This window comes from uncultured Massilia sp. (assembly GCF_913773735.1).
Classification (GTDB): domain Bacteria; phylum Pseudomonadota; class Gammaproteobacteria; order Burkholderiales; family Burkholderiaceae_D; genus Telluria.
Genome location: NZ_CAJYEB010000034.1, coordinates 210,461 through 223,586, shown reverse-complemented (window position 1 = coordinate 223,586; position 13,126 = coordinate 210,461). Strand labels below are relative to the sequence as shown.

General features: G+C 69.3%; 12 protein-coding genes. 7 read left to right on the top strand and 5 right to left on the bottom strand.

What is annotated here, in order from left to right; translation table 11 throughout:
• Positions 1 to 334 precede the first annotated feature (334 nt).
• The 3 genes from QZ749_RS17430 to QZ749_RS17420 all read left to right on the top strand — a co-directional run bounded on the left by QZ749_RS17430 (position 335) and on the right by QZ749_RS17420 (position 4,700).
• On the top strand, positions 335 to 2,203 hold the full coding sequence (locus tag QZ749_RS17430) for a S8 family serine peptidase (RefSeq protein WP_296949351.1): 1,869 nt from the start codon (positions 335 to 337) through the stop codon (positions 2,201 to 2,203).
• 161 nt (positions 2,204 to 2,364) lie between these two features.
• Complete coding sequence (gene zwf, locus QZ749_RS17425) at positions 2,365 to 3,834, top strand: glucose-6-phosphate dehydrogenase (protein WP_296949349.1); 1,470 nt, start codon at positions 2,365 to 2,367, stop codon at positions 3,832 to 3,834.
• Between the two features lie 11 nt (positions 3,835 to 3,845).
• Positions 3,846 to 4,700: an SIS domain-containing protein gene (locus tag QZ749_RS17420; protein WP_296949347.1), complete on the top strand. Its 855-nt coding sequence runs from the start codon at positions 3,846 to 3,848 to the stop codon at positions 4,698 to 4,700.
• A gap of 164 nt (positions 4,701 to 4,864) precedes the next feature.
• Here QZ749_RS17420 and QZ749_RS17415 read toward each other — a convergent pair whose 3' ends face one another.
• Both QZ749_RS17415 and QZ749_RS17410 read right to left on the bottom strand, forming a co-directional pair.
• On the bottom strand, positions 4,865 to 6,211 hold the full coding sequence (locus QZ749_RS17415; RefSeq protein WP_373896833.1) for an MFS transporter: 1,347 nt from the start codon (positions 6,209 to 6,211) through the stop codon (positions 4,865 to 4,867).
• Complete coding sequence (locus QZ749_RS17410; protein WP_296949346.1) at positions 6,208 to 6,780, bottom strand: TetR/AcrR family transcriptional regulator; 573 nt, start codon at positions 6,778 to 6,780, stop codon at positions 6,208 to 6,210. The genes QZ749_RS17415 and QZ749_RS17410 overlap by 4 nt, the downstream gene beginning before the upstream one ends.
• 126 nt (positions 6,781 to 6,906) lie before the next feature.
• Here QZ749_RS17410 and QZ749_RS17405 point away from each other — a divergent pair, with 126 nt between their 5' ends.
• Positions 6,907 to 7,800, top strand: a complete 894-nt coding sequence (locus QZ749_RS17405) for a helix-turn-helix domain-containing GNAT family N-acetyltransferase (RefSeq protein ID WP_296949344.1) — start codon at positions 6,907 to 6,909, stop codon at positions 7,798 to 7,800.
• Positions 7,801 to 7,809: 9 nt separating this feature from the next.
• On the opposite strand, the gene QZ749_RS17400 is transcribed toward QZ749_RS17405, so the two are convergent.
• Entirely contained in the window at positions 7,810 to 8,946 is a 1,137-nt protein-coding gene (locus QZ749_RS17400) for an epoxide hydrolase family protein (protein ID WP_296949342.1), read from the bottom strand.
• A gap of 178 nt (positions 8,947 to 9,124) precedes the next feature.
• Here QZ749_RS17400 and QZ749_RS17395 point away from each other — a divergent pair, with 178 nt between their 5' ends.
• Both QZ749_RS17395 and tal read left to right on the top strand, forming a co-directional pair.
• Positions 9,125 to 9,622, top strand: a complete 498-nt coding sequence (locus tag QZ749_RS17395) for a GAF domain-containing protein (protein WP_296949340.1) — start codon at positions 9,125 to 9,127, stop codon at positions 9,620 to 9,622.
• 117 nt (positions 9,623 to 9,739) lie between these two features.
• The gene (tal, locus tag QZ749_RS17390) at positions 9,740 to 10,669 is read left to right on the top strand and encodes a transaldolase (protein WP_296949338.1); all 930 of its coding nucleotides are present in this window, start codon (positions 9,740 to 9,742) and stop codon (positions 10,667 to 10,669) included.
• Positions 10,670 to 10,736: 67 nt separating this feature from the next.
• Here tal and QZ749_RS17385 read toward each other — a convergent pair whose 3' ends face one another.
• Positions 10,737 to 11,693, bottom strand: coding sequence for an SDR family oxidoreductase (locus QZ749_RS17385; protein ID WP_296949336.1), 957 nt, complete (start codon positions 11,691 to 11,693; stop codon positions 10,737 to 10,739).
• 79 nt (positions 11,694 to 11,772) lie between these two features.
• On the opposite strand from QZ749_RS17385, the gene QZ749_RS17380 reads away from it, so the two are divergent.
• A complete protein-coding gene (locus QZ749_RS17380; protein ID WP_296949335.1) occupies positions 11,773 to 12,375 on the top strand; it encodes a TetR/AcrR family transcriptional regulator in 603 nt (200 codons plus the stop codon).
• A gap of 12 nt (positions 12,376 to 12,387) precedes the next feature.
• Here QZ749_RS17380 and QZ749_RS17375 read toward each other — a convergent pair whose 3' ends face one another.
• Positions 12,388 to 13,014 carry a TetR family transcriptional regulator gene (locus QZ749_RS17375; RefSeq protein ID WP_296949333.1) on the bottom strand — a complete coding sequence of 209 codons (627 nt, stop codon included), beginning with the start codon at positions 13,012 to 13,014 and terminating at the stop codon, positions 12,388 to 12,390.
• Between the last annotated feature and the right edge of the window lie 112 nt (positions 13,015 to 13,126).

The following is a 13,126-nucleotide window of genomic DNA, read 5'->3' as shown; positions in this document are numbered from 1 at the left end:
GGGTGGACGGCTCTGCCGTCCACGCGTCCAGCCAGCGGTCGCATGGACGCACGCGTGGTAGGGTGGACGGCTCTGCCGTCCACGCGTCCAGCCAGCGGTCGCATGGACGCACGCGTGGTAGGGTGGACGGCTCTGCCGTCCACGCGTCCAGCCAGCGTTCGCATGGACGCACGCGTGGTAGGGTGGACGGCTCTGCCGTCCACGCGTCCAGCCAGCGTTCGCATGGACGCACGCGTGATCTGAACGCGTGGACGGCGAAGCCGTCCACCCTACTTGCTAACGATATACCGAGCGTGTATTGTTCGCTGGAAATATTCTTGCCAATTTTTCCAGCATGTCCACGACGACCACTCTCGACTTCCTTCCCCTCGGCGCTGCCATCCTGTCCACCGACACCGGCCAGCGCACCCAGATCGTCATCACCAACCACGCAGCGTCCGCCCTGAAGGTGTTCTGGATCGACCGCGCCGGCGTCGAACAGCCGTATGGCGAGATCGCGCCGGGCGCCAGCTGGCGGACCGACACCGTGGGCGGCCACGCCTGGAAGGTCGTCGGCGCGGACGGGACGACCGGCTTCAAGTTCCTCGCGACGCTGCCTGGCGAGATCACCGTCGGCGCCGGCGGCGCGCCGTCCTTCTTCGACTTTTCGGAGCACGTCGGCGCCACCCCGCTGGGCGACTGGTCGACGGCCCAGGGCTATGGCCTGATCAACGTCGCCGCGTCGCTGGGCGTGGCCGACCTCGGCGCCACGCTGCCGATGAACGGCCAGAACAACAACCTGGCGCTGAACCTGATCAGCGCCTCGTCGGCCTGGGCCGCGGGCTATACCGGCAAGGGCGTGAAGGTGGCCGTGGTCGACATCGGCATCGCCGCGCATCCGGAGATCGACGGCAACCTGGCCGGCGGCGTCGACCTGCTCGACAACGACGCCGATCCGCGCCCCACGCCCGGCACCTACCAGTACCACGCGCTGGGCGTGGCGTCGATCATCGCTGCCAGCCATGCCGCCCACGGCGGCCGCGACACCATGGGCGTGGCGCCGGACGCCAGCCTGCTGAGCGTGCGCATCGGCGACGGCAACAACAGCAGCGACAAGGTGGCGCTGGGCATCCGCTGGGCCGTCGACAACGGCGCCAGGGTGATCAGCCTGCCGCTGGGCAGCGGCAGCACCGCCATCGACGGCCAGATCGACGACGCCATCCACTACGCCTACCAGCACGACGTGGTGGTCGTCATCGCCGGCGGCAACAACAGCCACTACGGCGCCACCGGCCCGGCGCTCAGCGCGCAATCGGGCGAGGCCATCGCCGTCGGCAACCTGAACGCGCTGGCGGGCAGCCCCTACGCCTCCTCGAACCAGCCCGGCCAGGCGCCCTTTCCCTGGGTGATGGCCGGTTCGAGCGGCTACGTCCCGACGGGAGACGGCGCCTACGCGTTCTACGACGACGGCGGCACCTCGTTCGCCGGCCCCTACGTCGCCGGCCTGGCCGCGCTGCTGTTCCAGCAATCGCCGCACGCCAGCGCCAGGGACGTCATCGCCAGCATCGTGCGCGGCGCCGCGCTCGGCCCCGGCGCCGCCAACGACGCGCCGCACCAGGTGCTGGCCGGCGGCGACGGCGCCGACTGGCTCGGGATGGCCGCCGGCATCGCTGCGATCGACGGCAAGGCCGGCATCGACACCGTGCAGTTCGGCGGTAAGCGCGCCGACTACACGATCGCGCACGCCGCCGACGGCTTCCACGTCGGCGGCAAGGACGGCGCCGTCGTGCTGTCCCACGTCGAGCGCCTGGCGTTCGACGACGCCACCGTCGCCATCGACATCGACGGCAATGCCGGCATGGTCTACCGGCTCTACCAGGCCGCGTTCGGCCGCACGCCCGACAGTGCCGGCCTCGGTTTCTGGATCCAGGCCAGGGACGCCGGCCAGTCGCTGGAGGCCATCGCCAGCCAGTTCATGCGCTCGGACGAAGCGGCCAGGCTGTACGGCGCGCAGGCGGGCAACGCCGACCTGATCCAGGCCGTGTACCGGAACGTGCTGCACCGCGCGCCCGACCAGGCCGGCTACGACTACTGGCTGGCGGCGCTCGACCACGGCGACGTCCCCGTCGCCCAGCTGCTGACCTCGTTCAGCGAGAGCGCGGAAAACCAGCAGGCCGTCGCCCAGATCGTCGGCAACGGCTTCGCCTTCACGCCCTACCACTGAGCCCCCCACCCGCGCGGCGCCCCGCCCGGAGCGCCGCGCCCCGCCGCATGCGGATATGGCACCATATCTTCCAGACAGCCTCCTGACGTAGTAAATTTACTTGCGAAATACCTTATTGCGTAGTAAATTTACATTATTCCTCACCTCCCGATTCCGACACCATGGCTCTTTCCGACTTCGACCTCGTTTTCTTCGGCGGCAGCGGCGACCTTGCGATGCGCAAGCTGCTGCCTGCGATGGTCGCGCGCGACGTCGCCGGCGACCTGCCGGCGAGCGCGCGCATCATCTGCGTGGGCCTCGACCCGATGTCGCAGGAAGCCTTCCTGCAGATGATCGAGACGAATGCGAAGCCGAACATCAAGGAAGCGGTGGACGCCAGGGCATGGCAGCAATTCCTGGACCGCGTCACCTACGTGGCCGTGAACGCCAGCGACGTCGCCAGCTACGCCCCGCTGGTCGAGGCGCTGCGCAAGGACGCCTCGCTGACGCGCGTGTACTACCTGGCCACCCCGCCCTCGCTGTTCGCGCGCATCTGCGACAACCTGGCCGCCGTGGGCCTGGCCACGCCGAACTCGCGCGTGGTGCTGGAAAAGCCGCTGGGCCGCGACCTGGCGTCGGCCAGGCAGATCAACCTCGACGTCGGCAAGGTGTTCGCCGAGTCGCAGATCTACCGGATCGACCACTACCTGGGCAAGGAGACCGTGCAGAACCTGCTGGCCCTGCGCTTCGGTAACATCCTGTTCGAGCCGCTGTGGCGCCGCGAATGGATCTCGGACGTGCAGATCACCATCGCCGAGAAGATCGGCGTGGGCAACCGCCTGGGCTACTACGACAATTCCGGCGCGCTGCGCGACATGCTGCAGAACCACCTGCTGCAACTGCTGTGCATCGTGGCGATGGAACCGCCGACGTCGATCGCGCCGGACGCCGTGCGCGACGCCAAGCTGCAGGTGCTGCGCTCGCTCAAGCGCTTCACCCCGACCACGCTGGCGCAGAACATCGTGCGCGGCCAGTACCGCTCCGGCTACGTCGACGGCCAGCCGGTGCCGGGCTACCGCGACGAGCCGAACGCGCCCCGGCACTCGAAGACCGAGACCTTCGTGGCGATGAAGGCCGAGATCGACACCTGGCGCTGGGCCGGCGTGCCGTTCTACCTGCGCACCGGCAAGCGCATGGCCGACCGCCTGGCCGAGATCGTCGTGCGCTTCAAGCAGATCCCGCACTCGATCTTCAACCAGCCGACGTCCAGCTTCCAGCCCAACAGCCTGGTGATCCGCCTGCAGCCGGACGAGGGCCTGTCGATGAACCTGATGGCCAAGACACCGGGCGACTCGATGCGCCTGAAGCAGGCCGAGCTCGAACTCGACTTCCGCGAACAGTTCACCTCCCCGCGCATGGAAGCCTACGAGCGCCTGCTGCTCGACGTGCTGCGCGGCCAGCTGACGCTGTTCATGCGCGGCGACGAGCTGGAAGCGGCCTGGGAATGGGTCGAGCCGATCCTCGAACATTGGGAACAGGACGACTCGGCGCCGGCGCCCTACACCTCGGGCACCTGGGGCCCGGCGGCATCGTCCGCGCTGATCGGCCGCGACGGCCTGCAGTGGCGCGAAGAAGCATTGCCTGAAGACTGAAGGACGCGATCTTGCTGCTCGATTCGATCCGCACCCAGCTCGACTCCCTGTCGAAGTCCGAACGCAAGGTGGCGCTGGCGGTGCTGGCCGCGCCCGGCGCCACGGTCAGCCAGAACATCACGGCGCTGGCGCGCAGCGCGCAGGTGTCGGAACCGACCGTCGTGCGCTTCTGCCGCACGATCGGCTACGACGGCTGGCACGAGTTCAAGCTCAAGCTGGCCCAAGGGCTGGCGCTGGCGCTGCCCGGCGCCAGCGAACAGCCGACCCAGGACGACCTGGCGTCGGACCTCGTCAACAAGATCTGCAGCCGCTCGATCAACACCCTGCTCGACCTGCGCAACAACCTCAAGCCCGAGCTGATCCAGAAGGCGCTCGACATCCTGTCGCGCGCCAACAAGATCGAGTTCTACGGCCAGGGCACGTCCGGCTTCGTGGCCGCCGACGCCCAGCACAAGTTCTTCCGCTCGGGCGTGCCCACGGTCGCCTACACCGACCCGGCGATCCATTCGATCGCCGCGGCGCTGCTGCGCGAGGGCGACGCCCTGGTGGCGATCTCACAGCGCGGCAACAATCCGTCGCTGGTGCGCTCGGCCAAGCTGGCGCGGCGTGGCGGCGCCGAGGTGATCGTGCTGGCGCCGTCGGGCACGCAGCTGGCCGACATGGCCAGCCTCCTGATCCCGATCGACCTGGTGTTCGCGACCGATCCGTACACGCCGATCTCGGCGCGCCTGGCCTACCTGGTCGTGATCGACGTGCTGGCCGTCGGCCTGGCGCTGCAGCGCGGCCCCGAATTCCGCAAGAAGATGCAGAACGCGCAGAAGGCGCTGCAGGAATTCGACATGCAGTTCGATTCCTTCATCGGCTGAGCCCCGTCGCCCCGGCGCAGGAGGCTGTCGCAAAAGGCGCCTGGCCGTGCACTCACCGACCTGCACGTCGTCCCGGCGCAGGCCGGGACCCAATGCGCATGCAATGCGACAACGCATGCATGATTGGGCCCCGGCCTGCGCCGGGGCGACGGTTTCGAGGCAACCTACGCGACGCCCGCCGCCTGCGCCGAGGCCGCCGTATCCGCCTTGCGCCGCCGCGCCAGCAGCACCATCAACGCCGCCACCCCGCACGCGCCGGCCGCCACGTACACCGCCGGGCTGTAGGTGAAGCTCACGGTGCGGATGTAGCCGGCGCCATAGGCCGCCACGGCCGCGCCGAGCTGGTGGCCGGCGAACACCCAGCCGAACACCATCGGCGCGCGTTCCTTGCCGTAGTTCTGGGCGGCCAGGCGCACGGTCGGCGGCACCGTCGCGATCCAGTCCAGGCCGTAGAAGATGGCGAACAGCGACAGGCCCGTGAGCGTGAAGTCGGCCGACGGCAGCCACGCCAGCGACAGCCCGCGCAGCGCGTAGTACCAGCACAGCAGGTAGCGGCTGTCGTAGCGGTCGGACAGCCAGCCGGACAGGATGGTGCCGACCAGGTCGAAGGCGCCCATCATCGCCAGCACCGAGGCCGCCGGGATCGCGCCCAGGCCGGCGTCGCCGCACAGCGAGATGAAGTGGCTCTGGATCAGGCCATTGGTGCTCAGGCCGCAGATGAAGAAGCTGCCGAACAGGACCCAGAACACGCGGTCGCCGCGCACCGCGGCCAGCGTGCGGAACGGCGTCATGACCGACACCGGCAGGCGCGGCGGCACGACCGGCGGCGCCGCCGCCTCCCCGCCGAAAGGATGCAGGCCGAGTTCCTGCGGATGGTCGCGCACCAGCAGGAAGGCGGCGACGCCGACCAGCACGCAGCTCGCCATCACCGGCAGCAGCGCCATGCGCCAGCCGCCGTGCTCGATCAGCCAGGTGCCGAACGGCAGGAAGACCAGCTGGCCGGTGGCGGAACTGGCCGTCAGCAGGCCCATCACGAGACCGCGGCGCCGCTCGAACCAGCGGTTCGACACGACGGCGTTCAATACCAGCGCCGTCATGCCCGAGCCGACGCCCAGCACGACGCCGAGCAGCAGCACCAGCTGCCAGAACGCGGTCACCTGGCGCACGCAGGCCAGGCCGGCGGCGATCAGGCCGAGCGCCGCGACCATCACGTTGCGCAGGCCGAAGCGCTGCATCAGGATCGCCGAGAACGGTCCCATCAGGCCGAACAGGGCGAAGCGCAGCGCCAGCGCCGTCGAGATCTGGTCGACGCTCCAGCCGAACTCGCGGCTGAGCGGCTGCAGCAAGGCGCCGGGCAGGCCCAGCGCGGCGGACGAGGACAGCGCCGTCAGGAAGGTGACGGCGGCGACGATCCAGCCGTAGTGCACGCCGCGGCGGGCCAGCGCGTCCGCCAGGCGCTGCGACAGGGGCGCGCGGTTCATGCCTGCGTGGTTCATGCCTGCGCGGCTCATGCCTTGTCTCCCAGCAGGCTGGCGGCGGCCGCGGCGAGGATGCGCCGGGCATAGTCTTCGTCCTCGACGGCGCGCGCCAGCAGCAGCGCGCCGACCATGGTGGAAAACGTGGCGAGCGCGGCGTCGGGCGCGGCGTCCGGCATGGCGTCTTCGAGGATGGCGGCATAGGTCTTGATGCCTGCCTCGAAGCGGCGCGGCAGTTCGGGGCCGTGGCGCGCCGCATCGGCGGCCAGCGCGGCGAACGCGCAACCCGTGCCGACGTTCGCGCGGTGCCCCGGCGCGAGGTAGCGCTCGACCAGGGCGGCATACGCATCCTTGCCCTCGGCATTGGCCGCATCGGCCGCACGGCGCCAGCCGTCGGCGCCCTTCTCCAGCGCGCGCTCGCAGGCCTCGAGGGCCAGCGCGTCCTTCGAGGCGAACTGCTTGTAGAAGCCGCCGTGGGTCAGGCCGACCGACCCCATCAACTCGTTCAGGCCCACGCCGTCGAACCCGCGTTCGCGGAACAATTTTCCTGCCGCTTCGACGACGGCGCGCCGGTTGTCTTCTGCCTGCTCGCGACTGACGCGCATGGTGTTCCCCCTTCGTTTTTCAGTTAGATGGCAATGATAATCTAAATGTTAAAATAGATGTTAACCGCCATCTAATTCGACGATATTCTCGTTGACATCAGGGATTCATCTGACTAGAGTCAGGTAATGGACGATGACCACATTTCGCAGGTACGCCGCTTCAACCGCACGGTAACGCAGCGCATCGGTGTACTCGACGGCAATTACCTGGACAGCGGCCGCCCGCTGGGCGAGGCGCGGCTGTTGTTCGAGATCGGCCGCGACGGTGCCGCAGTGCGCGACTTGCGCGCCCGGCTCGGGCTGGATTCGGGTTATCTCAGCCGCATGCTGCGCGAACTGGAAAGCGCCGGCCTCGTCAGCTCGCAGCGCGACGCCATCGATGCGCGGGTACGGCGCGTGGCCCTGACGGCCGCTGGCATGCAAGAGTGGGACCGGCTCGACCGGCGTTCCGGGGAACTGGCCGCCGCGCTGCTGGCGCCGTTGGGCGCCACCCAGCGCCGGCGCCTGCTGGCCGCGATGGGCGAGGTCGAGCGATTGTTGCGGGCCGCGGCCGTCACCGTCGAACTCGCCGATCCCGCCGGGCCGGACGCCGCCGCCTGCATCCGGGCCTACTTCGAGGAACTGCAGGCGCGCCTGGACGATGGCTTCGATCCCGCGCGCAGCGTCCCGGCCGATCCGCACGAACTGGTGCCGCCCTCGGGCTGGTTCTTCCTCGCGCGCCTGGACGGCGCCGCGCTGGGCTGCGGCGCGCTCAAGACACTGGACGACGACCACGGCGAGATCAAGCGCATGTGGGTGGCGCCGGCCGCGCGCGGCCTGGGCATCGCCCGGCGCCTGCTGGACGCGCTCGAGGCCCAGGCCGCGGCCGCCGGCCTGGACGTATTGCGCCTGGACACGAACAAGCACCTGGTCGAGGCGCGCGCCCTCTACCTGCGCGGCGGCTACGTCGAGATCCCCCCTTACAACGCCAATCCCTACGCCCACCACTGGTTCGAGAAGCGCGGCCTGCGGGCGCGCTGAACCATCGCGTCAGGCGCCGCCGCGCAGCGGCCGGAAGAAGGCGCGGATGTCCTCGGCCAGCAGCGCCGGCTGTTCCAGCGCGGCGAAGTGGCCGCCGGCCGGCATCGCCGTCCAGCGCCGCACGTCGAAACCGCGCTCGACCCAGCTGCGCGGCGGCATCACGATCTCGGCGGGGAAATGCGCCACGCCCAGCGGCGGCCGGATCTTTTGCTGCAACGTCATCGGCCGCGCGCGTTCCTCGGCATACATGCGCATCGACGGGCCGATCGTCTGCGTGAACCAGTACAGGCTGACGTTGGCCAGCAGCGTGTCGATGCCGATGGTGTCGTCGAACTTCTCGGACCAGGCGTGGAACTTCTCCCCGATCCAGGCGGCCAGGCCCGCCGGCGAATCGTTCAGGCCGATGGCCGCCGTGTACGGCCGGGTAGCGTGCATGTGGGCGTAGGCGCCCTCCTCGTCGGCCCATGCCTTGCGGCGCTCCAGGTAGGCCCGTTCCTCGGGCGTGGTCGGCGCGCCCTCGGGCGGGCGGTAGGCGCCGGGGATGAAGTTCAGGTGCATGCCGACGACCCGTTCCGGGAAACGCTGGCCGAGCCAGGCGCTGACGCCGGCGCCGAGGTCGCCGCCCTGGACGCCGAAGCGCGCGTAGCCCAGTTGCGCCATCAGGCCGGCCCACAGGTAGGCCGTCGCATACGTGCCGAGCCCCGCGACCGGCGGCGCCGGCGAAAAGCCGTAGCCCGGCAGCGAGGGCACGACCACGTGGAAACTGTCGGCGGGATCGGCGCCGTGCGCGCCGGGGTCGGCCAGCAGCGGCACGATCCGCTCCATCTCTAGGAAGGAGCCGGGCCAGCCGTGCGTCAGCACCAGCGGCAGCGGGTCCGGCCCGTTGCCGGGCTGGTGCACGAAGTGGATCGGCTGGCCGTCGACGTCAGCGACGTATTGCGGCAATTCGTTCAGGCGCGATTCGTGGGCGCGCCAGTCGAATTCGGACGACCAATAGTCGAGCAGGTCGCGCAGGAAGCCGGGGTCGATGCCTTCGCGCCAGCCCTGGTCCGCGATACCGTCCGGGATGCGCAGGCGCAGCAGGCGTTCGTCCAGGTCGACCAGGGCGGCGTCGGGAATGGCGATGCGGAACGGGGCGATGCTCATCGTGGTCCTCGCGGCGGGATCGGCAGGTCATTGTAGACCGGCGCGCGCGCGTGCCTGCGCACGGCTGTCGTGCGCGCCGTGCGGGCGCATCCCGTGGATCGGGCCGTGGACGCCCAGCACCAAACCGCGCGCTGCCTTAAAATACGCCGCTTCGACATCGACAGCTTCCGTCTCCGCCATGCACATCAATCCCGAACGCAGCACCCGCCCCGACTACGACCTGCTGGTACGCCAGGTCGCCAGCGTCCTCGAGGGCGAGCGCGACCTGACCGCGAACGCCGCGCAATTCTCGGCGCTGGTCTACGACACCATCGCCGACCTGAACTGGGCCGGCTTCTACCTGACCGTGCCGGGCAAAAAGGAAGGCACGCAAGACCTGCTGGTCGGCCCGTTCCAGGGCAAGCCGGCCTGCGCGCGCATCCCGTTCGGGCGCGGCGTGTGCGGCACCACCGCCGTCGAGCGCAAGACCATCGTCGTGGCGGACGTGCACGCGTTCCCGGGCCACATCGCCTGCGATTCGGCCTCGGCCTCGGAAATCGTGATCCCGCTGCTCAAGGGCGACAGGCTGGTCGGCGTGTTCGACATCGACAGCCCGCTCCCGGACCGCTTCTCGGACGAGGACAAGGCCGGGCTGGAAGCGATGGTGGCGGCGTTCCTGGACGCGACCGACTGCTGATCGTCGCACGGCCCGTGCGCGCGGCGTGCGCGCCGGGCCGGGCCCCGCGCCGGTCATGCCCCGGTCCGAAGCGGGTACAATAGCGCCTTGATTTCCACCCATCCCCTTCCCTGCACCATGAACCAACTCGAACAGCTCAAGCAATTCACCACCGTGGTGGCCGACACCGGCGACTTCCAGTCGATCAAGGCCTACGCGCCGCAGGATGCGACCACCAACCCGTCGCTGATCCTGAAGGCCGTCCAGAAGCCGGAATACCGTCCGCTGCTGGAAAAGGCGATCGCCGACAACGCCGGCGCCTCGACCGAGGAAGTCATCGACCGCCTCCTGATCGCGTTCGGCGTCGAGATCCTGAAGTTCGTGCCGGGCCGCGTCTCGACCGAGATCGATGCCGCCCTGTCGTTCGACACCGAGGCCACGGTCGCCAAGGGCCGCGAGCTGATCGCCCTGTACGAAGCCGCCGGCGTGCCGCGCGAGCGCGTCCTGATCAAGATCGCCTCGACCTGGGAAGGCATCCGCGCCGCCGAGATCCTGGAACAGGATGGCATCCGCTGCAACCTGACCCTGCTGTTCTCGCTGTGCCAGGCGATCGCCTGCGCCGAGGCCGGCGTGCAGCTGATCTCGCCGTTCGTCGGCCGCATCTACGACTGGTACAAGAAGTCCACCGGTACCGAGTACACGGGTGCGGACGACCCGGGCGTGCAGTCGGTCAAGCGCATCTACCAGTACTACCGCACCTTCGGCTACAAGACCGAAGTCATGGGCGCGAGCTTCCGCAACACCTCGCAGATCCTGGAACTGGCCGGCTGCGACCTGCTCACCATCTCGCCGGACCTGCTGCAGAAGCTGGCCGACGCCGACGGCGCCGTCGAGCGCAAGCTGGTGGCCGACGCCGCTGCCGACATCCAGAAGATCGCCATGGACGAGAAGACCTTCCGCTTCATGCTGAACGAGGACGCGATGGCGACCGAGAAGCTGGCCGAAGGCATCCGCGCGTTCTGCGCCGATTCGGCCAAGCTGCGCAAGATGATCGACGAGATGCGCTGATCGCCCGGCCGGGCCGCGATCGCCCCACCGGCCCATCGCCCCCGCCGCGCGCGGGGGCTTTTTTTTGTCAGCGCGCTGGCGATGGCGCGCTCCGGAACGGGCCCCCGGCATCCGGAAACGCGATGCCGGCCAGTTCCCCGGACACGGCCCACAGGCGCGCGGCGGCGACGCTGTCGAGGGCCTGCGCGGGGATGCGGGCCGGCGCCGGCGCGCCGCGCAGTTCGCCGAGGCCGGCGGGTCCGTAGTATTCCCCGCCGGCGGCCTGGCGCGCCGTGGCGGCGAACAGGGCGGGCAGCGCCCCCTGCGGCGCCGGCTGGAACAGGAACCACAGGTGGGTGCGCAGGCGCCCGGCCAGGCTGTCCCGTCCGGCGCCGTTGTGCAGCAGGTCGGTCCGCGCCACGCCCGGATGGGCGGCCAGGCTGGCGACGCCCCAGCCCTGCGCAACGCTGCGGCGCTGCAGTTCCAGGGCGAACATCAGGCAAGCCAGCTTGGACTGCGCGTACGCCACCATCGGCCGATAGCGCTGCTGCGCCTGCAGGTCGTCGAACGCGATGGCGCCGCTGCGGCTGGCGACGCTCGACAGCGTGACCACGCGCGCGTCCTGGCGCGCGCGCAGCAGCGGCAGCAGGTGCGCCGTCAGCGCGACATGGCCGAGATAATTGGTGGCGAACTGCAGTTCGAAGCCGTCGGCGCTCAGCCGCCGTTGCGGCGGCGTCATCACTGCCGCATTGTTGACGAGCAGGTCGATGCCCTCATGCCGGGCGCGCAGGCGCCGTGCGCAGGCGTCGACCGAATCCAGGCTCGCCAGGTCGAGTGCCTCGAACCGTACCCGCGCGCCCTCGACCTGGCGGCGCACCGCCTCCACGGCGGCCTGCCCCTTGCCCGCATTGCGGCCGGCAATGATCACGTCGGCGCTGGCGGCGGCCAGCGCCAGCGCGATTTCCCGCCCGATCCCTCCCGTGCCGGTCACGACCGCCGTGCGGCCGCGCTGCGCCGGTATATCGGCAACGTTCCAAGCTGTCATACTAACCCCCTCTCACCACAATTAAATGCACCGAGTGCATAATTTATTGCACTCGGTGCAGATTTGCAAGAGGTTCGATGTGACTGCACTTCCCGACCATGACCCGGACGCCGGCGGCGCGCGCGCGCGCAAGCGCAACGCCACCCGCGCACGCATTGCCGAGACCGGCCTGCAACTGTTCCTGCGCGACGGCTACGAAGCGACCACGCTCGACGACATCGCCGCGGCGGCCGGCATTTCGCGGCGCAGCTTCTTTTCGTATTTCAAGTCGAAGGACGATCTGGTACTGGCCTGGCAGGCGGCCGCGTGGCAGGAAGTGTGCGCGGCGCTGCGCACGGTGTCGCCGGACACGGCGCCGCTGGACGCGGTGCGCCGGACCCTGGTCGCGCATGCCGCGCAATACCAGCACGAAGAGATGGAGGCGCTGGACGGCGTCATGCGCGCCAGCGAAACGCTGACGATCCGCAAGCAGGCCGCCTATGCGACGCAGGAAGCGATGTTGTTCGACGTGTTGTGCGAGGTGTGGCGCCAGCCGGAAAAACGCGCCGCGCTGCGCATCGTCGCGATGGTGGCGATGGGCGCCATGCGCCTGGCGATCGAGGACTGGCGGCGCCGGCCGGAAGCCGGCTCTGCCGCGCAGGCGCTCGAGCGGACGTTCGACCTGATCCGGGCCGAGATCTGACGCTCCGGCCGGTCAGCCGGGCAACCGCGCGCGCAGGCCGTTCAGGTAGGGGTCGATCACGCACTCCCCCTGCCGGATCAGGTCGAACGCGGCCTGGTCGAACATCCAGCTGTGGATCAGGCCGTCGATCAGGATCCACATCGACAGCGCCGTCACGTGCACGTCGATGGCCGGGTCGATCAGGCCCTTCTCGGCCGCCAGCCGGATGCGGCGCTCGGCGCGGCTCATCCAGTTGTTGATGTTGTGCTGGCGGCGCTGGCGCACCGGGTCCATCTCGTCGACGAATTCCACCTTCAGCGTCGCGATCTCGAACACGCGGCGCGCGCCCGGGTCTTCCACGGTGCGGCGCAGCACCGCCAGCAGGTAGTTGCGCAGGTCGTCCAGCGGATCGGCCGATTCCGACCGGTCCAGCATCTGCAGTTCCCCCTCCAGCGGCAGCGTGGCGCGCTCCATCATCGCGTTGAACAGCGCGCCTTTGTCGTCGAAATGCCAGTAAATGGCGCCACGCGTCACGCCGGCCTCGGTTGCGATATGCTGTAGCGTTGTGCGCGATACGCCCTGTTCGACGAACAATTTTTCTGCTGCATCCAGGATGCTGTCACGCGTGGCAGCCGCCTCTTCTTTTGTTCTGCGGGCCATCAGCCGGGATTCTCCATTTGTAGGGGCGGAAACATTTAAACATACACTCGTGATAGTATAGCCGGGTTTCTCCAAAATCAGTGATAAAACCGCGTGCCGTGCCAGAGAAGTG

What these genes read in the sequence shown, in the direction of transcription:
- QZ749_RS17395 (WP_296949340.1), top strand. Translation starts at nt 9,125, where the DNA reads ATGCACATCAATCCCGAACGCAGCACCCGCCCCGACTACGACCTGCTG.
- QZ749_RS17385 (WP_296949336.1), bottom strand. Translation starts at nt 11,693, where the DNA reads ATGACAGCTTGGAACGTTGCCGATATACCGGCGCAGCGCGGCCGCACG.
- QZ749_RS17415 (WP_373896833.1), bottom strand. Translation starts at nt 6,211, where the DNA reads ATGAGCCGCGCAGGCATGAACCACGCAGGCATGAACCGCGCGCCCCTG.
- QZ749_RS17430 (WP_296949351.1), top strand. Translation starts at nt 335, where the DNA reads ATGTCCACGACGACCACTCTCGACTTCCTTCCCCTCGGCGCTGCCATC.
- QZ749_RS17405 (WP_296949344.1), top strand. Translation starts at nt 6,907, where the DNA reads ATGGACGATGACCACATTTCGCAGGTACGCCGCTTCAACCGCACGGTA.
- zwf (WP_296949349.1), top strand. Translation starts at nt 2,365, where the DNA reads ATGGCTCTTTCCGACTTCGACCTCGTTTTCTTCGGCGGCAGCGGCGAC.
- QZ749_RS17400 (WP_296949342.1), bottom strand. Translation starts at nt 8,946, where the DNA reads ATGAGCATCGCCCCGTTCCGCATCGCCATTCCCGACGCCGCCCTGGTC.
- QZ749_RS17375 (WP_296949333.1), bottom strand. Translation starts at nt 13,014, where the DNA reads ATGGCCCGCAGAACAAAAGAAGAGGCGGCTGCCACGCGTGACAGCATC.
- QZ749_RS17410 (WP_296949346.1), bottom strand. Translation starts at nt 6,780, where the DNA reads ATGCGCGTCAGTCGCGAGCAGGCAGAAGACAACCGGCGCGCCGTCGTC.
- tal (WP_296949338.1), top strand. Translation starts at nt 9,740, where the DNA reads ATGAACCAACTCGAACAGCTCAAGCAATTCACCACCGTGGTGGCCGAC.